Annotated in this window: 21 protein-coding genes; all 21 read right to left on the bottom strand. The window is 50.8% G+C overall.

Annotation, left to right across the window (positions count from 1 at the left end):
• Positions 1–12: 12 nt before the first annotated feature.
• The 21 genes from rpoD to A7K91_RS22240 all read right to left on the bottom strand — a co-directional run bounded on the left by rpoD (position 13) and on the right by A7K91_RS22240 (position 20,061).
• Positions 13–1,143, bottom strand: a complete 1,131-nt coding sequence (gene rpoD / locus A7K91_RS22145) for an RNA polymerase sigma factor RpoD (RefSeq protein WP_068686658.1) — start codon at positions 1,141–1,143, stop codon at positions 13–15.
• A 36-nt stretch (positions 1,144–1,179) separates the two neighbouring features.
• Entirely contained in the window at positions 1,180–3,003 is a 1,824-nt protein-coding gene (gene dnaG / locus A7K91_RS22150; RefSeq protein WP_068686659.1) for a DNA primase, read from the bottom strand.
• Positions 3,004–3,064: 61 nt separating this feature from the next.
• A complete protein-coding gene (locus A7K91_RS22155) occupies positions 3,065–3,532 on the bottom strand; it encodes a YaiI/YqxD family protein (protein ID WP_068686660.1) in 468 nt (155 codons plus the stop codon).
• 107 nt (positions 3,533–3,639) lie between these two features.
• Complete coding sequence (locus A7K91_RS22160; protein ID WP_245697753.1) at positions 3,640–4,470, bottom strand: pyruvate, water dikinase regulatory protein; 831 nt, start codon at positions 4,468–4,470, stop codon at positions 3,640–3,642.
• Between the two features lie 35 nt (positions 4,471–4,505).
• A complete protein-coding gene (glyS, locus tag A7K91_RS22165; RefSeq protein ID WP_068686661.1) occupies positions 4,506–6,587 on the bottom strand; it encodes a glycine--tRNA ligase subunit beta in 2,082 nt (693 codons plus the stop codon).
• Complete coding sequence (gene glyQ, locus A7K91_RS22170) at positions 6,580–7,467, bottom strand: glycine--tRNA ligase subunit alpha (RefSeq protein WP_068686662.1); 888 nt, start codon at positions 7,465–7,467, stop codon at positions 6,580–6,582. The genes glyS and glyQ overlap by 8 nt, the downstream gene beginning before the upstream one ends.
• A gap of 14 nt (positions 7,468–7,481) precedes the next feature.
• Positions 7,482–7,682 (bottom strand): hypothetical protein, encoded by a 201-nt coding sequence (locus tag A7K91_RS22175; RefSeq protein ID WP_068686663.1) that lies wholly within the window; start codon positions 7,680–7,682, stop codon positions 7,482–7,484.
• A 176-nt stretch (positions 7,683–7,858) separates the two neighbouring features.
• Positions 7,859–8,602, bottom strand: coding sequence for a DNA repair protein RecO (gene recO / locus A7K91_RS22180; RefSeq protein WP_068686664.1), 744 nt, complete (start codon positions 8,600–8,602; stop codon positions 7,859–7,861).
• A gap of 75 nt (positions 8,603–8,677) precedes the next feature.
• Complete coding sequence (locus tag A7K91_RS26235; protein WP_082967676.1) at positions 8,678–8,824, bottom strand: YqzL family protein; 147 nt, start codon at positions 8,822–8,824, stop codon at positions 8,678–8,680.
• A 266-nt stretch (positions 8,825–9,090) separates the two neighbouring features.
• Entirely contained in the window at positions 9,091–9,990 is a 900-nt protein-coding gene (gene era, locus A7K91_RS22185; RefSeq protein WP_068686665.1) for a GTPase Era, read from the bottom strand.
• A gap of 6 nt (positions 9,991–9,996) precedes the next feature.
• A complete protein-coding gene (gene cdd / locus A7K91_RS22190; RefSeq protein WP_068686666.1) occupies positions 9,997–10,428 on the bottom strand; it encodes a cytidine deaminase in 432 nt (143 codons plus the stop codon).
• 55 nt (positions 10,429–10,483) lie between these two features.
• The gene (locus A7K91_RS22195) at positions 10,484–10,846 is read right to left on the bottom strand and encodes a diacylglycerol kinase family protein (RefSeq protein ID WP_068686667.1); all 363 of its coding nucleotides are present in this window, start codon (positions 10,844–10,846) and stop codon (positions 10,484–10,486) included.
• Positions 10,846–11,343, bottom strand: a complete 498-nt coding sequence (gene ybeY / locus A7K91_RS22200; protein WP_068686668.1) for an rRNA maturation RNase YbeY — start codon at positions 11,341–11,343, stop codon at positions 10,846–10,848. Before ybeY ends, A7K91_RS22195 begins: the two co-directional genes overlap by 1 nt.
• On the bottom strand, positions 11,340–13,595 hold the full coding sequence (locus A7K91_RS22205) for an HD family phosphohydrolase (protein WP_068686669.1): 2,256 nt from the start codon (positions 13,593–13,595) through the stop codon (positions 11,340–11,342). Before A7K91_RS22205 ends, ybeY begins: the two co-directional genes overlap by 4 nt.
• A gap of 16 nt (positions 13,596–13,611) precedes the next feature.
• Positions 13,612–14,583: a PhoH family protein gene (locus A7K91_RS22210; RefSeq protein WP_156739760.1), complete on the bottom strand. Its 972-nt coding sequence runs from the start codon at positions 14,581–14,583 to the stop codon at positions 13,612–13,614.
• A 6-nt stretch (positions 14,584–14,589) separates the two neighbouring features.
• Positions 14,590–15,783, bottom strand: a complete 1,194-nt coding sequence (yqfD, locus tag A7K91_RS22215; RefSeq protein ID WP_068686671.1) for a sporulation protein YqfD — start codon at positions 15,781–15,783, stop codon at positions 14,590–14,592.
• A gap of 21 nt (positions 15,784–15,804) precedes the next feature.
• Positions 15,805–16,083, bottom strand: a complete 279-nt coding sequence (gene yqfC / locus A7K91_RS22220; protein WP_068686672.1) for a sporulation protein YqfC — start codon at positions 16,081–16,083, stop codon at positions 15,805–15,807.
• A 214-nt stretch (positions 16,084–16,297) separates the two neighbouring features.
• Positions 16,298–16,963 carry a hypothetical protein gene (locus A7K91_RS22225; protein ID WP_068686673.1) on the bottom strand — a complete coding sequence of 222 codons (666 nt, stop codon included), beginning with the start codon at positions 16,961–16,963 and terminating at the stop codon, positions 16,298–16,300.
• Between the two features lie 48 nt (positions 16,964–17,011).
• Positions 17,012–18,013 (bottom strand): flotillin-like protein FloA, encoded by a 1,002-nt coding sequence (gene floA / locus A7K91_RS22230; RefSeq protein WP_068686674.1) that lies wholly within the window; start codon positions 18,011–18,013, stop codon positions 17,012–17,014.
• A 63-nt stretch (positions 18,014–18,076) separates the two neighbouring features.
• Entirely contained in the window at positions 18,077–19,462 is a 1,386-nt protein-coding gene (locus A7K91_RS22235) for an NfeD family protein (RefSeq protein ID WP_068686675.1), read from the bottom strand.
• Positions 19,463–19,617: 155 nt separating this feature from the next.
• Complete coding sequence (locus A7K91_RS22240; RefSeq protein ID WP_068686676.1) at positions 19,618–20,061, bottom strand: GatB/YqeY domain-containing protein; 444 nt, start codon at positions 20,059–20,061, stop codon at positions 19,618–19,620.
• Between the last annotated feature and the right edge of the window lie 11 nt (positions 20,062–20,072).

Below are 20,072 nucleotides of genomic sequence, written 5' to 3' on the forward strand. Positions count from 1 at the left end.
GGCATAAAGCCGTTATTCCAGAAAGTCCTTGAGTCGTTTGCTGCGGCTTGGATGGCGGAGCTTGCGAAGAGCCTTGGCTTCGATCTGCCGGATTCTCTCCCGCGTTACGCCAAATACTTTGCCCACTTCCTCCAGCGTCCGTGTCCGGCCGTCATCAAGGCCAAAACGAAGGCGAAGAACGTTTTCTTCCCGTTCAGTAAGCGTGTCGAGCACATCCTCAAGCTGTTCCTTAAGCAGCTCGTAGGCAGCGGCATCTGCCGGCGCCAGCGCCTCCTGGTCCTCGATAAAGTCTCCCAGATGCGAATCGTCTTCTTCCCCGATAGGCGTTTCCAACGATACAGGCTCCTGAGCAATCTTCATAATTTCGCGAACCTTTTCCGTGCTAAGCTCCATCTCCACCGCGATTTCCTCAGGCGTGGGTTCACGCCCAAGCTCTTGCAGCAGCTGACGCGATACGCGTATCAGCTTGTTGATGGTTTCCACCATATGGACCGGAATCCGAATGGTGCGCGCCTGATCCGCAATCGCCCGCGTGATGGCCTGGCGAATCCACCAGGTAGCATAGGTACTGAACTTGAAGCCCTTCTGATGATCGAACTTTTCGACCGCCTTGATCAAGCCCATATTGCCTTCCTGAATCAAGTCCAGGAACAGCATGCCTCTGCCCACATAACGCTTGGCAATGCTGACAACCAGACGAAGGTTGGCTTCTGCAAGTCGGCGCTTTGCCTCCTCGTCGCCATTTTCGATCCGAATCGCAAGCTCGATTTCATCGTCCGCGGACAATAGCGGCACACGGCCGATTTCCTTCAGATACATTCTGACGGGGTCATTGATTTTAATGCCGGGCGGCAAAGCCAAATCATCATCGAAATTAAAATCATCGCCTTCGCGCTCTTGCTCTTCAGAAGCCGGTCTGAGCGGATTCTCTTCCTCGCTTTCGTTCAATACCTCGATACCCAAATCGTCAAGCTGCTCAAAAAACTCGTCGATTTGCTCCGGGTCCTGATCAAAGGGAGACAGTTTCTCCATAATTTCTTTATACGTTAAGGAGGATCTTTTTTTGCCCTGCTCAATGAGCTGATCCTTCACGTGATCCAACTTTTGCTCGGTATCCAGCTCAGTATGTTGATCATTCGCCATATTCCGACTCCCTCCTCCCTGGAAACAACCATCCGGTCAACCTTTAAGCCCTCTTTCCAGGGTCATAATCTCAATATAAAGCTGCGCTGCCAATATGGCATCGCCTGCTCGTTCGGCACGTGCAAACTCCTCTTTTTTCCGCTCGATATTTCGAAGCTCCGGTTCCTTCAGAATGGTTTCGATATAAGCATGCAGCGACGTTTCTTCCCTGGAGGAGTTATCCTCCATCAGCAGAATGGAAGAAGCCGTCTCCTCCAGACCGGGATCGTCAAGAGTTTGCACAAACCGGGCAGCATCCGGCTCGTATCCTTGTGCGTAGTAGGCGTACAAATAAGCGGCAAGCGCGGCGTGATCCCTTGCATTAAAGGCATCCCCCACACGTTCATGCACAATTTCGGCAATCTCCTTATCCTGCATCATTACATGCAGCAGTCTCCGCTCTGCATGCATATAAGCAGGCAAAATCTTGGGAGCACCGGGCGCACGGCGCTTTTCATTCCTACCATTATTCCACGAATTGTCGTTATTATCCCTTTGCGGTTTCTTTTTTTGCAGTTCCAGCCGCATTCCATGGCAATCCTGCTTCAGCGCGTCAAGCGAAATGTCGAACTCGCGGGATAATTCCTTCAAATAAACTTCTCGTTCCGTGGATGATTCCACACCGGCTACGATGGCTACTGCTTCCATCAAGTAATTTTTGCGTCCTTCTTCTTTTAGCAGTATATGGTTTTTCCTTGAATATATAAGCTTAAATTTTGTAACCGAAACCGGGCTGTCGATTACCTCCCTAAGGAAGGAGTCCGGTCCATATTCGCTTATATAATCATCGGGGTCTTTGCCTTTCGGCAAAACGGCCATAACGACTTTAAGTCCGGCAGCCTCAAGCAACGGAATATTTTTGAAAGCGGCAGCTTGTCCCGCATCGTCGCCGTCATAGCAGAGCAATACCTCCTCCGCATGACGGCGCATCATGGAGCAATGCTCCTCTGTCAGCGCCGTTCCCATTGTTGCAATCCCGTTATCCACTCCGGCTTGCCAGGCCTTGATGACATCCATATACCCTTCAAAAAGCACGACCTGTTTCCGTTTGCGGATGGCGGCTTTCGCCAAATGCAGATTGTAAAGCGTACGGCTTTTGACAAAAAGCCTGCTTTCCGGAGAGTTCAAATACTTGGGCGATCCCTCATCCACAATACGCGCGGCAAAGGCCGAAGCCTTGCCATTGGCATCATAAAGCGGGAACATGATTCTTCCGCGAAACCGGTCCACATAACCGCTGCCGTCATTTTTGGCGGAAATTAATCCGCCTTGTTCAAGCAAGACGGGATCGAAGCCGCGACCCATTAAAAACTTGGTCAGCACATCCCAATCATCAGGGGCGTATCCGATCATAAATTGATCGATCAGCTTGTCGCTCATTCCCCGGTCACGAAGATATCGCTTGGCCTTTTCCCCTTGCCTGGCATTATTGAGAAAATAATGATAAAACTTGACGGCAAGCTCATGGGCTTCAACCAGCTTCTGACGAGTCGGGTCCTGTTGCGAACCGCCATCCGAAGTCCATGTTACGGGAATATCAGCCTCCTCGGCCAATACACGCACCGCTTCCGGGAAGGTATACCCCTCCATCTCTTCTACAAACCGAATAACGTTGCCGCTTTTTCCGCATCCGTAGCAGTGAAAAATCTGCAATTCGGGCGTAACGGTAAAGGAAGGCGTCTTTTCGGAATGAAACGGACACAACCCCTTCATATATTTGCCTTGCTTCGTGAGATGAACGTATTTCCCGACCGTATCTACAATGTCATGACGCTTGCGGACAGCATCTATGACCTCCTCCGGTATTTTACCGTATGTCATCGTTCATCACCTTCATCCCAAGCTCAAACAGGAATCGCTTGGAGTTCTAAGATAATATTCGCTAAAGCTCACATTTCTCCTGCTGTTCAAGCAAAACTTTTGTCAACTTTTGTTGAAAAAGTTGTCTGTCGGCTTCGCTCATTGCTCTTGGCCCTTTTGTTTTGCCTCCCGAACGGCGGCGGCGCGCGCTTTCATGTCGGCGATCCATCAAATAATCAATATTGGCTTCCGTATACTCCTCCCCGCGGGGGGACAACACGATCGCGCCTTTGCTGATAACGATGCAGGCCAGTCCAAAATCTCCCGTTACAACGATATCGCCTGGTGAAATGCTGTTAGCGATATACAAATCAACAGATTGGTCGCTCCTGTCCACCTGAATGACGCGAACACCATCCTTTGGCAGCAGCAAATGGTCATAGGATGCAACCATCACAACGGGAACCCCCATCTGTGATGCCGTTTCTTGTATTTGCTGCTTGACGGGGCAGGAATCTGCATCCACAACAATTGTCGGTTTAGCCTTCATCCCGTACCCCTCCCCCGGGCGCAGAATTTTCATTCTACAATAATATACGTCAAATGAAACCGTAATCCTTCTAAAGGTTGTCCAAAAAGTCCGTTTAACTTGTAAGGCTATGGCGTCCGGATATATTCCATGATCAGGCTTGCGGTTTCCTCGACGGCTTTATGAGAAACGTCGATAACAACGCAGCCCAGCTTTTTCATTATGCTTTCCGCATACTCCAGCTCTTCCTGAATCCGGTTTTTGGTTGCATAGGCCGCCGTATTGGGAAGGCCCAATGCTTTGAGTCGCTCCTTGCGGATTACGTTCAGGTATCCCGTATCAATCGTAAGTCCGATTACTTTGCGCTTGGGCAGCGTAAACAGTTCCTCAGGAGGCTTTAGCTCCGGCACAAGCGGCACATTCGCAACTTTGAACTTCTGATGCGCCAGATACATGGACAATGGCGTTTTGGACGTTCGCGAAACGCCAACCAGCACAATATCCGCCTTGAGTACGCCCATTGTATCTCTGGCGTCATCGTATTTTACGGCAAATTCGACAGCTTCAACCTTTCGGAAATAATCCGCGTCCAGCACATGATTGAGGCCCGGCTCCTGACGCGATTTGCGTCCCGTGCGCTGCTCCAGCGTCTCAATAAACGAGCCCAGCAAGTCGATGGCTGTAATGCCCGCTTCCTCCGCCAGCTGACGCATCGCTTCGCGCAAATGCGGCCTGACCAGCGTATAAAGCACAATCGCTTCCGCTATTGCCGCCTGCTCCGTAATCCGGGCCAGCAAGGCGACATCGGAAACAAATGGCGCCCGGCGGATGTCGGCGTGAATCGGGTGAAACTGGGCGATAGCCGCTCGCACAACTAATTCGCCTGTGTCGCCGGCGGCATCGGATACAACGTATACGATAACCTCCGGCTTGCCTGTTAAATCAGACATTCCCTGCATTCCCTCATCCCCCTCCATGTGCTGCTTGTTTGTTTCTACCAGACAAGACGCGAGAAATCTGCAATCAGGCCGATGTCTCCCGCAATGCCTTTAAGAGTCGCCAAACGGTTTGCACGCACAGCTTCGTCCGGCGCCATAACCATGACACTGTCAAAATAAGCATGGATAGCAGGCTTCAATTGGGACAGCAATTCAATAGCCTTGTCGATATCGCGGTTGCGGAAAGCTTCATGGAAAGCCTCGCGTCCGTTAACCCAGGCGTCATACAACGCAGCTTCGGCCGGTTCTGCAAATAGCGATACATTGACTTCTCCGCCTTCCGACTTGGCTGCTAGATTGCTGACGCGGCTGAACGCCTCCACTACCAGCTTGAACTCGCCCTTGCCGTCGCCAGCTGCAGCCTTGCCGACTGCCGCCGCGCGATTTGCCGTCAAGGCAAGATCATTAAAGCCCGTTGCCATAACTGCATCAATCACATCATACCGGTTTCCTTGCTCCGACAGCCAGTTTTTTACGCGCAGTGCAAAAAAGTCGTTTAATTCTTTACGCACATCGGCAGCGGAACGTTTCAAACCGCGCTGCTCATGAACGGCAAGCGACAATCCAAACAGCTCATCCAGCTTGAGCTTGAACGGGGATGCCAGCAAAATGGCAACGATCCCGGCAGCTTGTCTGCGAAGCGCATAAGGGTCCTGCGAGCCTGTAGGAATAATTCCGATCGAGAAGCAGCCCGTAATCGTGTCGATTTTATCTGCCAGGCTGACAATCGCTCCCACAGTTCCCGATGGTACGGCATCGCCCGAAAAACGCGGCTGGTAATGCTCGTTAACCGCCTTGGCTACAGCCTCCCTCTCGCCTAGCTTGCGGGCATAATCCTCGCCCATAATGCCTTGCAGCTCGGGAAACTCGTAAACCATCTGCGAAACGAGATCGAATTTGCAAATTTCAGCGGCGCGGGAAACATCGGCAGCCAGCTCCCCGTCCAGCTTAAGCGTTTTGGCTATCGCATTTGCTGTATTTGCAACGCGGCGCGCTTTTTCCGCAACCGTACCCAGCTCTTCATGATAAACAATCGATTCCAGCTTGGACAAGGCGTGCTGGATTGTAAGCTTATGGTCTTCCTCGTAAAAGAACTTGGCATCGGACAATCTGGCGCGCAGCACCTTTTCATTGCCTTTGGCTACTGTTTCAATAGAACGCGTGTCGCCGTTACGAACCGTTACAAAAAACGGAAGCAGCTTGCCTTGATCATCCAGCACCGGGAAATAACGCTGATGCTCGCGCATGGAAGTAATCAGAACCTCCTGCGGAATGTTCAGGAAAGAAGGGTCGAATGAGCCAAATAATGCGCTCGGGTATTCAACCAGGAATAATACCTCTTCCAGCAGGTCATCCTTAATGGCGATTTGCCAGCCTTTTTGCGTCTTCAGCTCGTCGATTTGCTTCAGGATAAGAGCCTTGCGCTCCTCAATATCTACAATGACCTGCTGCTCGCGAAGACTTGCCTCATAAAGTGACGGCTCAGCGATAACCGCATCTTTGCCAAGGAAGCGATGTCCGCGAGAAACACGGTCAGTTGTTACGCCTGTTATCTCAAATGGAATAACGTCTTGGCCAAACAGCGCCACAAGCCAGCGAATCGGTCTTACGAAACGCAGCTCATAGCTGCCCCACCGCATATTTTTGGGGAAGGACATGCCGGTAATAATGCTTTGCAAGCCCTCCGCCAACAGGGATGACGTTTCCTGGCCTATGCTGCTTTTGCGGGCATAAACATATTCAACGCCGCCCAGCTCCTGAAAATAAAAGCTTTCCGGGTCTACGCCCTGGCTGCGGGCAAATCCAAGCGCTGCCTTGCTCCAGTTTCCGGCCTCGTCCTGGGCAATTTTGCGGGAAGGGCCTTTAGCCTCCTCATTGCTGTCCTCCTGCTTTTCCGCAACGCCTTGCACCAAAACAGCCAGCCGGCGCGGTGTTGCGTATGCTTTGACAGCCTGGAAGGAAATGCGGGATTCCTGAAGCCATTTTTCCGTTTTATCCTTTAGCTGGTCGATAGCGCCTCTTACAAAACGGGCAGGCACTTCCTCCAGACCAATTTCCAGTAACAGATCCTTAGCCATTTTGCTCAACCCCTTTCTTCAACAGAGGGAATCCAAGCCGCTCGCGCTCCTCCAGATAGGTGGCTGCACATGCCCGGGCCAGATTTCTGATTCTGGTAATATAGCCGGTTCTTTCCGTCACGCTGATTGCTCCGCGGGCATCCAGCAGGTTAAAGGCATGGGAGCATTTAAGCGTGTAGTCGTAAGCAGGAAATACCAGCTTTTGCTCCATAATCTTTTTCGCCTCTTCTTCATATTTGCCAAAAAGCGAAAACAGCATTTCCGTGTCGGATAACTCAAAAGTATATTTGGAATGCTCGTATTCTGGCTGGAGGAACACATCGCCGTATGTAACGCCGTCCACCCATTCCAGATCAAACACATTTTCTTTTTCCTGAATATAGGAAGCAAGACGCTCCATGCCATAAGTGATTTCTACGGCAACGGGATGGCAGTCGATTCCTCCAACCTGCTGAAAATACGTAAATTGCGTAATTTCCATGCCGTCAAGCCACACTTCCCAGCCAAGTCCCCATGCGCCTAAACCGGGATGCTCCCAGTTGTCCTCTACAAAACGGATATCATGCTCCTCGGGATCAATACCCAGACGTTTCAGGCTTTCCAGATACAACTCCTGAATATTGTCGGGGGAAGGCTTCATAATGACCTGAAACTGATGATGCTGATACAGCCGGTTAGGGTTTTCTCCGTAACGGCCGTCAGCCGGACGACGGGATGGCTCTACATAAGCGACATTCCATGGCTCCGGTCCAATAGAACGCAGAAAAGTCATAGGATTAAGCGTTCCCGCTCCCTTTTCGACATCGTAAGGCTGGACAAGAATACAGTTCTGTTCCGCCCAAAATTGCTGCAGCGTCAAAATCATGCTTTGAAAATTCAAACCGCTTCACTCCTTCACAGGTTCAGTAACGCCTCCGCAACGGATGGCAATGGAACAAACGCAATGGCACGCAAAAAACCCTCGCCGCTACGTCTGCTGCCAGACATAGGGACGAGAGTATAATTCCCGCGGTTCCACCCTACTTGGCTGCCTTCAAGCGACTGTTCAAAATGCTGCTTTTCATTTAGTGCTGAAAAACCTGCTTTTTTGAACATGTACTTAAAAACAACCCGCTTTTCCCAAGCCGGACTCCGGAGCGCCTTTCGTCAAGACTGCCGCATCGGGCTTCCACTCTTCCCGACTCGCTGATTAAAACGGCAACGCTAAACTACTTTTTCCATCATTGTCCGATATTCATATTTCACTATTGTATGATGCAGGTATGCAATTGTCAAACCAATTTATCCAGCTGATCCAGAAAGCCCCGCGACTTCAGCTGAAGACCCAGCTGGTGATCCATCAGGCTGCGCATCGACGCCTTTAATTCGGCTTTGGTCTCCGGCGATACTGCAATATTGCCTAGTCTTCTAATATCCATCCTTTGAAAAAGACGAAGCAGCTTATGGGCCGTTTCGCCAAGGGAAAGAGCGCCCGGATCGCGATGGCGGCAACGCGAGCACAAGATGCCTCCTGCGCCCCCCGACAAAACAAAAGGTCCTACACGGTTGCCGCATTGTACGCATTCCTCCAGCTCGGGAGAATAACCCGCCAGCTCCAGAATACGCATCTCGTACAAATGAGAAACGATTGCGGGATCTTTCCCTTCTTGCATAGCGGCAAAGCAAGCCTTCAGCTGTTGAAAGAGGAAGGCGCTGCTTTCATCCTCCTGCAAGGTTCTATCTGTGAGCTCCGCGATATAGGAGGCAAAAGCAGACAAATCAAGCTGACCGCGCAAAGCATGGTGAGATTGAATCATCTCGCCATGCTGAAGCGTTCCAAGGCCTTTGCCCCTTATAAATTGGAATTCTCCATACGTGAAGGGCTGCGATAACGAGCCGTAACGGCTCTTCACTTTTTTGGCGCCGCGCACTAAAACGCCCGCCTTGCCTCCGGAGTCACACAAGAGAGTAACAATTTTGTTGTTTTCCCCATAATCCATACTGCGAATGACAATGCCTTCCACCCGATACAGCATACCGGCTACTCCCCCACAAAGCCCTTGCTTCACTTATTGAAAAAGCCTTTATTGAACGTGCAAAGTCTGATGTCGTTACAATTCGGTATCCGCCGATTCGTACTCCCCATCATCAATGACTTCCGGTCCCTCTAACGCATGCCTATTGTTCATTTCCTTGTAGAGCATAAAGGATTCCACATCACCGGTCAACGCAAAATAATTCCACGAAAAATCCCGCATGGCTATCCACCCTTTCCGCCTCGGAAATGCTAATCCAGACGTTTATAGGATGACATTTCATGCCCCCGGATATCCGTAGCAAAATACGTCAATCTTTTTTCGCTTAGGGCGTGTCTGAATACTCCGGGTGGAACAGATTGTGCCGAATTTTCGTCCCATGCAAGGAAGTTTTGTGAAGCCTTACCGGGGGTAAGACAAGCAAAACTGACGCAGCAGGGGGCGAAAAGGCGGTGCAAGATGACCACAAGCGGGTTTTCAGACACGCCCTAGTCGTGCCTGAAGCCAAGATCCTTTAGGACCCGCTCCTGATTGCGCCAATCCTTCTTGACCTTGACCCATAGCTCCAGGAAGGTACGGGAGCCAAGCAAGGCTTCAATGTCCTTTCTTGCAGCCTTGCCCACCTCCTTGAGCAAATCTCCCCGTTTGCCAATAATAATGCCTTTTTGGGAATCGCGCTCGACATAAATAACGGCGCCAATATAAACAACGCCATTGTCCTGCACCTTCATATCCTCAATCGCAACCGCAATGGAATGAGGAATTTCCTCCCGAGTCAAATGCAGAATCTTCTCGCGAATCAGTTCCGCACAAACAAATTGCTCCGGATGGTCCGTCACCTGATCCGCAGGATAATATTGAGGACCGGCCGGCAAATATTTGGTTAACTGCTCCAGCAGGGTATTAACGTTATTGCCTTTCATTGCTGAAATCGGAATAATTTCCGCAAAATCATACAAATCCTTGTATTGTACAATAATGGGAAGCAGCTGCTCCGGCTCGATTTTGTCAATTTTGTTCATGACGAGAAACACCGGCGTTTTCACTTTTTTCAGCTGCTCGATAATAAAGCGGTCGCCGCCGCCGATTCCTTCTGAAACATCAACAAGAAACAAAGCCGCTTCTACTTCCTTCAATGCGCCCTCGGCGGATTGATTCATGTAATTGCCCAATTTGGATTGAGGCTTATGAATGCCTGGCGTATCCAGAAAAACGATTTGATAATCGTCTGTTGTATAGACTCCGTGGATTTTGTTCCGCGTCGTTTGCGGCTTGTCCGACATAATGGCAATTTTCTGACCGATCAGATGGTTCATTAAGGTTGACTTGCCGACGTTTGGCCTGCCGATGATGGCTACAAAGCCGGATTTGAAATCTTTTTTTGACATAGTTGGTTAGTCCTCCTTGACCAGCGATGCAGGGGTAAAGGCTCCGGGGAGCAGCTCCGCTACCGAGGTCAGCTTCCAGTTTCCTTGCAGATTACTCATAATGACGGGCATGTCCGGCCCGCAAAGCTCCACTAATACCTGGCGGCAAACGCCGCATGGCGCAATTGGGCCATCCGTATCGCCAATAACGGCAATCGCCTGGAAGGAGCCCGCCTGATGCCCGTCTGCCATAGCGCGAAACAAGGCTGTACGCTCCGCGCAATTCGTTGCTCCATAAGCGGCATTTTCCACATTGCAGCCGTGATGGATATGACCTTTGCTGTCCAGCAGCGCCGCGCCTACTGAAAAATGAGAATACGGCACATAGGCCGATTTCATGGCTTCACGCGCCGCAGCTAGCAAAACTTGATATTGTTGTGAAAGGGTGTTTTCCCCCATAAGCTGCTTCTTCCCTTCTTAATTGCATTTTAGTACATCAAACCTTCCTGCCTAATCAGCCAAAAATCAGCTGCACCAAGGGAGGGCCCAGAATGAGCAGGCCAACGATTACCGCAAAAATCGCGGCGGCCAAAACAGCCCCCGCAGCGGTATCCTTGGCCGCTTTGGCCAGCGGCCTTCTTTCCGGGCTTGCAAGGTCAACCACATGCTCAATCGCTGTATTGACCAGCTCCAGACTGATAACAAGCGCCATAGTCAAGCACAGCACGGCCCATTCCAGCACATTCAGCGACAACACCAATCCTGTCGCAGCAACGATTGCGACAGCAACGCAATGAATACGCATATGGCGCTGGCTGCGAACCGCCTGATAGATGCCTGAGCAGGCGTATCCCAGACTGGCAATAAACCTTCTCATTAGCGGGTTAATCCCGCGGCGCTCAGCACAGACTCCTGCTTTGCGGTCATAACCGCCTCAGCCTCCGCATGCTCATGATCATAGCCGAGCAAATGCAGGAAGCCATGTACAAAAAGAAACCCGATTTCCCGCTCAAGCGAATGTCCGTATTCCTCGCTCTGGGCCTTTGCCCGCTCCACAGATATAATAATATCCCCCAGCATGCCCGACAGCGGATCGCCTTCGTCCTCGCTGTCAACTTCAAAAATAATGTCCAGCTCATCAGGACCGTCGTCCAGCATCGCAAAGGACAATACATCCGTTGGACGGTCAATGCCTCGGTAATCCCTGTTCATTTCGTGAATGCCGGTATCATCCATAAAGGTCAGCGTAACCTCACCGTCTTCCATTCCTTCGGCAGCGCCGGCTAGCTGGAGCAGCTCGCCAAGCTTGGCGATCCAGTTGTCCGGTATATCCATGATGTTTTGCTCGTTGCTCCAATCCAATTGAAGGCTCATTTTGTCTCCGTCTTCTCCTTTGTTTGGGCATCATCCGGGTATTCAATACGGGAGTGGAAGATGCCGATAATGCTTTCCTTGAGAGACTGGGCAATTTTGTCCAGCTCCTTAAGCGTCAAGTCGCATTCGTTGTATTGATTGTCATCCAGCCGGCTTTTGATAATTTTATTGATCATCGCTTCTACATGCTCCACCGTAGGATTGCGCAAGCTGCGAACTGCCGCCTCCACGCAATCCGCGATTCCAACAACAGCCGCTTCCTTGGATTGCGCCTTGGGACCGGGATAACGGTAATCGTCTTCGGTAAAGTTGATTTCCAGTCCTTGCTCCTCCGCCTGTTTTTTCGCTTTGAAATAGAAAAACTTCAGCGAGGTGGTCCCATGATGCTGCTCCGCAATATCCCGGATCGGCTTGGGTATATTGTGGGCTTTCAGCATTTCAACGCCGTCTCGCGCATGTGCAACGATAATGGATTTGCTTAGCATCGGCTCAATTGTATCATGCGGGTTTTCAATATTGGACTGATTTTCAATAAAGTAGTTAGGCCGTTTTGTTTTCCCGATATCGTGGTAAAACGAGCCTACGCGGCAAAGCAGTCCATCCGCTCCGATAGCTTCCGCGGCCGCTTCCGATAGATTTCCAACCATGACGCTATGATGATACGTGCCCGGCGTTTCCGTCAGCAGCTTGCGCAGCAGCGGATGGTTTGGATTGGACAGCTCAACAAGCTTGAGTGCCGAAAGAATGCCAAACGTAATCTCAAAAAATGGCATCAGGCCAATTACCAGAATCGCCGTCAGCAAACCGCTTGCAAAGGCAAAAGCAATGGAATAAATAAACGGCATCCGGTCCAGATTTTCCGACATCATCAGCATAGCCATAACCGCCAGCGAGCCAAACAAGCTGACCATAATGCCCGCCTTCAGAATAGCGGAGCGCTGGCTTGCCCTATGAATGGAGAAAACGGCGGCAAGCGATACGACGATAATGAAAAATCCGTATTTAAAGTCAAAAATCTGAGTTTGCGATGTATTCAAAATAATACTGCCCATTAAAGCAAAAATAAATGAACCCATAATAGCAAGATGCAGATCCAGCAGCAGCGTAATCAGCATAGCGCCCAAAGCGGCGGGAGCCAGGAAGCCGGCATAGGAAGCCGCATCCGTCTGCGTAAGAGCGATTATCTGAATCGTCATAATGTTAATGACAAAAATCAGCCATAACATCAGCAGCTGGGAGTTGGTGTATTTGGGCTTCACGCCGCCGATCGAGCCGGATTGATGAAGGTACGCATACAGCATAACAACAAACATCAGCGACATGATCAGCAGGCCCGTTTGCGGCCAATAATGCTTTTTATCCTGTAGCAGATTGGAATCCGAAAGCAGCTTGTACAAATCAGGCGTAATGATTTCGCCTTGTTTTACAATAATATCGCCTTCCTTAAATACGACCGGCGGCGTATTCAGCTTGGCCTGCTCACGAGCTTCCTCCGTTTTTTCGACGTCCAGAAACTTGTTTGGCGTAATGACAAAGCGCGCCAGCTCCTGAACAATTTCACGGGCGGTCCGGTTGGACAAGGAGCTGGCGTTTACCAGCTCCGCCACCTGCGTGCGGGCGGTATCCGCCTCCCGGATTTGCTCGTTCATCAGCTTGCGGACGATTTCGCGCGCCACAACCCGCATGTCGGAAAGCTGCTCGCTAGTCAGCTGCGGCATTTTGTAGAACGTTTCCTCGGGAATGGTATATTGCTGCTCCTTGGCAAGACGGGCCATTTCCTCAAGCAGCGTATTGTTGTAGGTTCCGCTGCTCTTGCTATTTTTAACAACAGCGTCGATATGGCTGACATAACGGCCAGGAATCTCGGAGCGGTAAATATCGATTTTGTTTTGAACCGTCACCTGATCGTCCATGTTCAACTGCTCGATGCGATACAGAATCTGCTCCACCAGCTGGTCGTTGCGAAGCTGCACAATGGAAAAAGAATCGTCAATCTTCTTGGCCGCATCCTCCTCCGCCTGCCTCGTCGCTTTTTCGTCACGAATCTGATAGGGAGCCTTAATATCCTTTTCGCTGGCGGTCCCTTCTGTTATGTCATAGGTTTCCGGTATAACATGCGGGGCCAGGCTAAAATAAAAAAGCAGCACGAACAATGCCATCAATACCCACTTGACGGCGGGGCTTTGCCTCCAGCCCTGCGTTTTCGCCCTTTCCTTGACGCTAGCAGGCTTGCTTGACCCGTTGTTGACCATGCGGCTCTCTCCCTTTCTAGATTTTATTTTCAGCATCTCGATTATAAGCCGTTATAATTTTTTGAACGAGGGAATGGCGGACCACGTCGCTTTCGACAAAAGTCATCATGCCGATTTCGGGAATATCCTTCAGGATGCGCTGCGCCTCCATCAAGCCGGAGGATTTGCCTCTTGGAAGGTCAATTTGCGTAACGTCGCCGGTAATGACCATTTTGGAGCCGAAGCCAAGACGGGTCAGGAACATTTTCATTTGCTCCGGAGTCGTATTTTGAGCCTCGTCCAAAATAATAAAGGAATCGTCCAGCGTGCGGCCACGCATATAGGCGAGCGGCGCGATTTCGATCAGTCCGCGCTCCAGCGCCTTGGCGGTAGCTTCCGGTCCCAGCACATCATGTAAAGCGTCGTAAAGCGGCCTTAAATAAGGATCGACCTTTTCCTGAAGGTCGCCCGGCAAAAAGCCCAGGTTTTCTCCCGCTTCAACGGCGGGACGCGTCAGCACGATCCGTTTAACGGCATTTTCCTTAAGCGCCATAACGGCCAAAACAACGGCAAGATAGGTCTTGCCCGTGCCGGCAGGACCGATGCCAAATACGATGTCCAGCTTTTTGATCAATTTGACGTAATGGCGCTGGCCAATCGTTTTCACCATTATTTTTTTGCCCCGGAACGTGCTGGCAATCTCTTTTTTGAACAGATCCAGCAGTTCCTCCGCCGCCATCTCTTTAGCTAGCTCCAGCGCATAGACGACATCCCGCTCTGATGGCATATACCCGTTTCTTACAAGCTGCAGCAGCACGCTGTACAGCTGCTCCAGCGATTCCGCCTCTTTTGACGGTCCGCTAATGACAATTTCCGCATCGCGGGAGGTTATCGTGCATTCTACCTGGTCGGCTACCAGTTTCAGAAACTTGTCCTGCGGACCGAATAAGGCCAGCCCTTCGGCAGCATTCCCAAGCGGTACTTTTAAGGTCTTTGTTTCAATTTGCAACAATTCTCAGTCTCCCTGCATTTGGACTATAGGCAATTCTTTAACGATAGATTGCTCTACTTCAAAAAGAACTTTCATATAAACTTTACCATTCTCCGCCTTTTCATGCAAAACAATTTCATCCCTGAAGAGGACATCTATTCCAGCCTTTTCCATAATATCTGCTTTCGCATCCAAAATACCGTTCATTTTTGCTTCATCCTGCGTCAAATCCCGTTCTCTGGTTTCGGCTTCCATCACGGTTTCCTTCATTCGGCCAATGGGAAGCGACCATTTGCGCCATGAAAGCAGCTCCATATGCTCGATACTCTCCGACTGCTCAAAGCCCGGATTTCCAAAGCCGCCGATTTGAAGCGCACGGGAGCCGATGACGGCATACCACTTTATCTTTTTTTCACCCGTATATGCCTTTACCCGCTGTACCATAGGACTGGCGATATCATATTCATACCAGACAAGCCCGCGGACCGTCCCCTTTGCAACAACCGTTTTGCTATTGGTCTCCGAGCCGATAACGCCGGAAATCAACACTTGTCCGGCCTTGACGCGCGTATTTTTTTTGACAGCGGCTTTCCCCGCCTCCGCCACGATTTGCGTAACCACCGCATCCTCGCTGGCGACCAGATGACGGGGATTTTGCAGCGGCGCCTTCTCCGGCAGCGTCATTTCGACCACCTGTATGCGCACCTTTGTCCCTTTTTTTTCTACACCGACCCAAGTCGTGCCAGGAAGCGCGGAAACCAGCCGTTTGGACAGCACGTCCGCATCCTGAAGACGGAAAGACCATTGCATGGGATACAATCCCTCGCCCTTTGCCGCGTTCAGCACCTCTTCCCGGGTAAGCCGCGTATTCCCCTCCACATCAACGCTCCAGACCAGGGAGGAAAGCAGAAACAACAGCACGAAAAAAAATGCCAAACCGGCTGCAAAGCCGATTCTCCGCTCTGCGCGGCGAAGCAGGAAGGGCAGACCTTGACGCGAAACAATATGAATCCTGCAGCTTGTCTCCTTTAAATACGGGCGAAGACGGAAAAAGTCGCTTACCGACACCGTAAATCTCATAATATCATGGCTTGTCCATGCAATAGAGGACAAAGAAAGTCCTCCCGCCATACATTTGTTGACCAGCTCCTCGGGACTGCCGCCCCTGACCTCCACAACAACCTCGCCCTTCACCCAGATCACGCCTTTTCCCCTCATGGCGTTTCCCTCCCGTTACCATTATGGTATAAGCTCAATCCCACTAATCAATCCCTCTATAAAAACTTCCTCGCTCCAGATTGTCCGTATGACAAGGTCGCTGCCCCTGACCTCCAGCTGGCCTTTGCTTAACGCAAGCCTAAGCAATTCAGAGGAAAAGCGCACAACGCCTCTGTGGTTTTCAATATAGAGCTGACGGTCGCCAATCATGGTCAGCCTCGGCAAATCATATACGACGTCCTGCGGCATATCCAGCAGCTCTGCCGTCATTTTTCGTAATTTACGTTTCAGCTGTCGCATTGCCGTATCGTTGCCCCCTCGCAAAAAACTGACAAAAACGCAAAACTCCGAAATTATAAATCAATATTCATGTGCTATACCAAAATATGCTAACGGGCGTGCAAATATGAGAACGGAGGCTCCAATACGAAAAAAACCCTTTGCTTGTCCGGGGACAAACAAAGGGTTTAGGGTCGGTTATTAGAGTGTTAACGTTAAAACAAAAAAGGATCAACTAGCGCAAATGACGCTTTGAACGGGGCGGACCCAAAACTTCAGCCCACAAAACAGCCTTGCGCATATCCTCGGCGGTTGGTTTGCCTCCAAGAAGCGATGAAGAGCGCAAGCCGACAGCCTTTCCCGGGATATCCATTTCTTTTCCTTTTCCAGAGGCGCTTCCTCCTCTGCGACTTGCCTCTGAATCACCGCTGGATGAGCTTCTTCCGCCGATCCGGTTGGGCTGATCACGTTTAGGACGCCGATCGGGCTCCGATTGGGAGCGAAGCACCTGCTGCTGTCTTGCAGCCCCTTGTCCCTGTTCTTTCTGCCAGTCGCCAGTCGGTTCGGCGCTGCCAGGCCATGGGCGCTGCCGCTGACCGCCTCCGCCTGGCGGATCGACGCTGCCAGGCCATGGGCGTTGCTGCTGACCGCCTCCGCCAGTTGGTCCGGCGTTTCCCGGCCATGAGCTTTGAGCAGGCCCTTCCCCTCTGGCCGGAGGCTGGTCGAGGCTCTCCCCTCCAGGGAAGCCTTCATGCCCGGGCCGGTCATGCCCGCTTCCGCCGCCAAAACTAGGCATACCGCCCGGCTTGCTTTTCGATTTGGAAAAAAGCCGGCTTAAAAGAAACAATCCAATTAGCACGATATAGACATTGCTTAATAAAAAATCAATAATTTGTTGCAACGCTTGCCACCTCCCATATGGAGTCAACAGGTGAATATGTCCCCATAATCAGGAGCGCCCATCACGGTGATCCGTATCTCCTTCGGCATTGCCGATGGTGGAACGCATTTTGGTATCCGCTTCAATGTTTTTCAGGTTCATATAATCCATGACGCCAAGCTTGCCGCTGCGCAAGGCTTCAGCCATAGCAAGCGGTACCTGCGACTCCGATTCCACAACGCGAGCTTCCATCTCGACGACCTTGGCTTTATTCTCCTGCTCCTGCGCAACCGCCATCGCGCGCCGCTCCTCCGCTTTGGCCTGGGCGATCTTTTTATCCGCTTCCGCCTGCTCGGTTTGCAGATGGGCGCCGATGTTTTTACCTACATCCACGTCCGCGATATCGATCGACAGAATTTCAAATGCCGTACCGGCATCAAGACCTTTATCCAATACCGTTCTGGAGATCAGATCAGGGTTTTCCAATACCGCTTTGTGAGATGCCGAAGAACCTACTGTCGATACAATCCCTTCGCCGACACGGGCAATAATGGTTTCTTCGCCTGCGCCGCCGACTAAACGGTCGATGTTGGCACGAACCGTTACACGCGCTTTAACCTTTACCTCAATGCCGTCCTTGGCGACGGCGGCAACAACCGGCGTTTCGATGACGCGCGGGTTAACGCTCATTTGAACGGCCTGCAAAACGTCGCGGCCTGCCAGGTCGATTGCCGCTGCGCGCTCGAACAACAATGGAATATTGGCGCGCTGCGCCGCAATTAGGGCATTTACGACACGGTCAACGTTGCCGCCCGCCAGAAAGTGGCTTTCCAGCTGGTTGATATTTAATCCCAAACCGGCTTTTGTTGCCTTGATCAACGGGTTTACGATACGGCTAGGCACGACGCGCCGCAGTCTCATGGCCACAAGTGTGATGATGCCGATACGCACGCCGGATGCCAGCGCGGATATCCATAGCATAATCGGAAAAAAGCTCAGAAACACCGATAAAACAATTATGGCTAGCACAACAATAACAAATACCCCTACAATAGGATCCAAACCAAACATGAGCAAACCTCCATTTTTGCCGCCTTAGACGGGATTTTTACCTCACAAAAGTTTTTCAGTTCCTTATTCATCGCTGCGAATTTCTTTTACAACTACCCAGGTACCTTCCGCTTTAACGACTTTTACCCTGGATTTGGCGGGAATAAACTCTCCTCCGGTAACCACGTCGACCCGGTTATCGCCTATCAGGGCCGTTCCAGCGGGACGAAGCGGCGTAACCGTTATTCCTTCAAGGCCGATCAAGGATGTTTTTACGTCAGCGGACAAATACCCCTCTTCCGTCGTCAACGATTCGCGCAAAATAAATTTATTCCATATACCGCGTCCTTTGTTGGTTCTTGCAAACAACACCACGATTACGACGGCTACGGCAAATGCAACCCCCAGCGTAAGAAAACCCGATTGAGGCGTTGGTGCAGCAAGAATGATGCCTGTTATCAATGCGCCTCCCCCCAATATGCCTAATATGCCAAAGCTTGGAACAAATAATTCCAGCGCCAGAAGCAAGACGCCGACCACAAACAACACAACGGTCTCCATCCCGGCCAGTCCTGAAATATAGGAGCCAAAGAAAAACAGGCCAAAGCTTAACAAACCTACAATGCCCGGAGCTCCGAAGCCTGGCACAAACAGCTCAATAGCTACACCCGCTATGCCCAGAATGAGCAATACGGTGGCAACGATTGGATTAACAAGAAACTTCGCAACCTGCTCTGCAATGGAAGGCTCTACCTGTATTTGCGTGCGGCCCTCCAGCTTCAGCCAGGCCATAACCTCATCCACCGAATTGGCTGTATGGTCGGAATAGCCGACTTGCTCAGCCTCGGAGGCGGACAAGGACAAAATATCGCCTTTCCCCTTTTCAACTCCGATTTCCGGCAACGATACGACAGCGTTTACGTCAACCATCGCAGCCGCAATATCAGGATTTCTTCCGTTCAGCTTGGCTGCTTCGGTCATCTGGCTGACCCAGAACGAAACCGTTTTGGGATCTTCAATCAGCTCGCCTGCACCGTTGACGACTGCGGCAGAACCCATGCTGCTTCCTTTTTGCATCACGATATTGTTGGCGTTTAGCGCAATATAAGTTCCAGCCGAAACAGCTTTGCCTTCAATAAAGGCGGTTGACGGAATGGGACTGGTGCGAATCAGCTCGCCAATTTCACTTGCATTGTCCACTCTGCCCCCAAGCGTGTTAAGCACCAGAATGATATGCTCTGCCCTGGCTTCGCCGGCTTCCCTGAAAGCGCGTTCCAAAAACGATTGCATACCTTGGTCAACCTTTTGTTTGACAGGAACAACGTAAACGGCAGGTCCAGGTGAAGAATCCACGCCTTCGTCTTTATCCGCTTGCGAAGCGCCGATAACGGACCCAAACGACAACAGCAGCGCGGCTGCCAGAAGCAGTGGCAGCGCGATGCGCAAAACACGGATAGACCGTTTGTTCAAACTGTCTCCTCCTTTGTTTCATTTGCTAAACTAATACGCAGAAACATATATATTGTTTCAAATGGATAGCCATTCATACAAATGCTGCCGGGAATATGCGGAAATAGATAAAAAAGCACCCCCGTTAAGGGGTGCTTTGTCAGTCCGTATGTTGGCTATTGCAGAAATTGCTGTACAGCTTTATTTACTAGTTTACCGTCAGCGCGTCCTTTAGTTTTAGGCATAAGGGCACTCATAACTTTCCCCATTTCCGCTTTGGAAGAGGCACCGAGTTCTTGGATGGTCTGCCTTACTATCTCTTGAATCTCTTCTTCAGTGAGCTGTTCGGGAAGGTATTGACTAATAATTTCAATTTCTGCAGCCACACCCGACGCTAGGTCGTCACGGCCGGCATTTTTAAATTCTTGGAGGGAATCTTTACGTATTTTGACTTCCCGACTTAATATATCAAGCACTTCATTATCGTCCAACGGACGCTTAAGGTCGATTTCCAAGTTTTTAACCGACGCGCGCATCATTCGTATGGTCGTTAGCTTGAACTTGTCCTGACTCTTCATGGCTTGCTTCATATCGTCGGTCAATCGATCGCTCAGGTTCATTATGGAAGGAT

The organism is Paenibacillus oryzae, assembly GCF_001675045.1.
Lineage (GTDB): Bacteria > Bacillota > Bacilli > Paenibacillales > Paenibacillaceae > Pristimantibacillus > Pristimantibacillus oryzae.